Raw genomic sequence first — 2,267 nt, forward strand, 5'->3', positions numbered from 1 at the left:
GCCTCAAGACCATCACCACCCGCTGGCCCACCGGCATCCGCGCCGGCGCCGACTTCGTCATGCCCACCATGACGTAGATCTGTCGTGTTCGCGACCGGCGTGCGTTAACGCCGGTCGTGTCCCGGCTCATCGCGCGAGCAGGCAGTGCCGATCACCCCATCGGCCGAATCAAGCCCGCCGCGTACTCGGAAAACGATCATAGGCTGACCGCCGGAACCCACGCGCGAAGGACGGCTTCCGGCCCGGCGCTGTCGCTCAGAACACCGACATGGGCCCGCGCGCTGATGCTGGCGGCTCCTGGCGTGGGCGGGCTCGCCTGCGCCGCCGGCCCAGCGACGAATGCGCTTTGGACGGACACGCAAAAGATTGCCGCGCAGACCGCACACCGGAGGACTGACGCGCCGGGAGCGGACAAGTTTAAAGCGGCGCATCCGCCGGTAATTTTTCGTTTACTATTTTTGGCAATGACTTGTTAACTCATCTCGACCGGCCGGTCGAATGCGGCACCTTCGCTCGTTTGGCAGGCCTATGCGCTACGGACTGTTTTCCTCCCTCCGCAGCCTGCTGGCCTTCCTGCTCATCCTGGCCACGGCGTTCGGCGGGCTCGCCGTCCTGAGCACGAGCGATCGCGGCACCGGCGACGCGCGGCGCATGGAGGCCGCGTGGCGCGTCCAGGCGGACCTCGTCGCCGAACGGCTGGAACAGGGGCTTCTGGCGGTCGAACGGGAACTGCTCTTCGTGGCACAGAGCCTGGCGATCCAGGCGCACGGCGGAGATCCGGACGCACCGGCGCGCCTGCTCGCGGCCTGGCAGCGGCTCCATCCCGAACTGGCCGACGCGCTCTTCGCCGACCGGGCGGGTGAGGTTCTGGCGGCCTCGCGTCGAAGCATCCAAGGGGCGGACGTCTCCGGCAGTCCCTGGTTCGCCAAGGCGCTCTCGGGCCTGGTGGTCGGGGAGGCCGCGCACGGGAGCCGGGCCGGAATCGGCGTGACCCGCAACCTCATCGTGGCGGCCCCCGTGGGCGAAGCCGGCGCTCCCCTCGGCATCGTCGCCGTCCAGCTCCCGCCCGAATGGACCGATGGAATCGTCGCCGGCGCCCGGCGCATGCTCCCGAACGGGGGGCGGGGCCTTTCGATCCGCGTCATGAACGGATCGGGGCGTAGCCTCCACCAATCCGGTCCGGACGCGCAGGGGCCCGAGGTTCGGGCGACCGTCGGCGACGTCGAGCAGGGCGGCGTGGGATGGCTCGTGACCCTGCGGCCCGCAGAGACCGCGGCCCCGGCGCTTCCCCTCCTGGTCCTGCTCGGCGCCGGCCTGTTCGCGGCCGCGGTCGGCTGGCTTCTCGGCGGATGGGCGGCATGCAGCCTCGATCTCGCCGAGGCGCTCTGCCGCCAGGAGGGCCAGACCCGGACGGTTCCGTTCCCCCTGACCCGCGATCTGAACCGCCTCACCGGATCGATCCGCGCGGCCGTCGCGCGGAGCATGGTGCGCGAGCGCCTGCTTCAGGAGAAGCGCGCGGCCCTCGCGCGCAGCCGCGACCGGATCCGGGCCATCCGGGCCCTGTCGGGCTCGACCTGCTGGGAAATCGATCTCGCGACCGGGAAAGTCGTCTGGACGGATCGCGAGGACGAACAGGGCGGGACCGCGCCGGAGCGGGTCTGCGACCTCGCGGAGGTCCTCGCGCATGTCGAGCCCGAGGATCGGGCGATGATGGTCGACGCCCTCGGCATGGTCCAGGCCCAGCACGGCTCCGTCCGCGAAGTGATCGTGCGGACCCGGTCGGGTGCGGAACGGATCTCCGGCCGCCGGCTCGCCTTCCGCCTCTCGGCGATGGGGGGAGCCGGCACGGGCCGCGTCTACGCCCTGAGCCGTGAGTACTCCGAGCCCCTCCTGATCGCCCCGAGCGTCGCGGGCAGCGCGGTGGGCGTCGAGCGCCGGAGCCCCGGCCTCGCGCGGCCGCGCCACGAAGGCGCGCTGCGCCGCCTCGGCTGAGCCTGCGGGGGGAGGGGACGCGCATCCCGGAACGGCCTCGAGCGGCTGGCGCGGCCCCCGGCGCGCGCGGCCGCACGTCGCGTTTGAATCGGACACGTTGTGGATGGCTTCGATGCGTTTGCCGACGCCCCACTGGCATCGCCAAACAACGTTACCGCCCCAAAATCAATCGTCATGCGATAAACTATCAAATGATAGCGTTAGAGATTCGATCACGCCCTCTGGCGGTCTTCATTGAGCAATATCACGCCTCCCAAGCACAAATTTAGTGCACG

1 protein-coding gene is annotated in these 2,267 nt (G+C 70.3%); it reads left to right on the top strand.

What is annotated here, in order from left to right; all coding sequences use genetic code 11:
- The first annotated feature begins 528 nt into the window (after positions 1-528).
- Positions 529-1,992 (top strand): hypothetical protein, encoded by a 1,464-nt coding sequence (locus K2X24_RS16070; protein WP_292499357.1) that lies wholly within the window; start codon positions 529-531, stop codon positions 1,990-1,992.
- Positions 1,993-2,267 lie beyond the last annotated feature (275 nt).

The sequence above is a fragment of the Methylobacterium sp. genome, from assembly GCF_019750675.1.
Classification (GTDB): Bacteria; Pseudomonadota; Alphaproteobacteria; order Rhizobiales; family Beijerinckiaceae; genus Methylobacterium.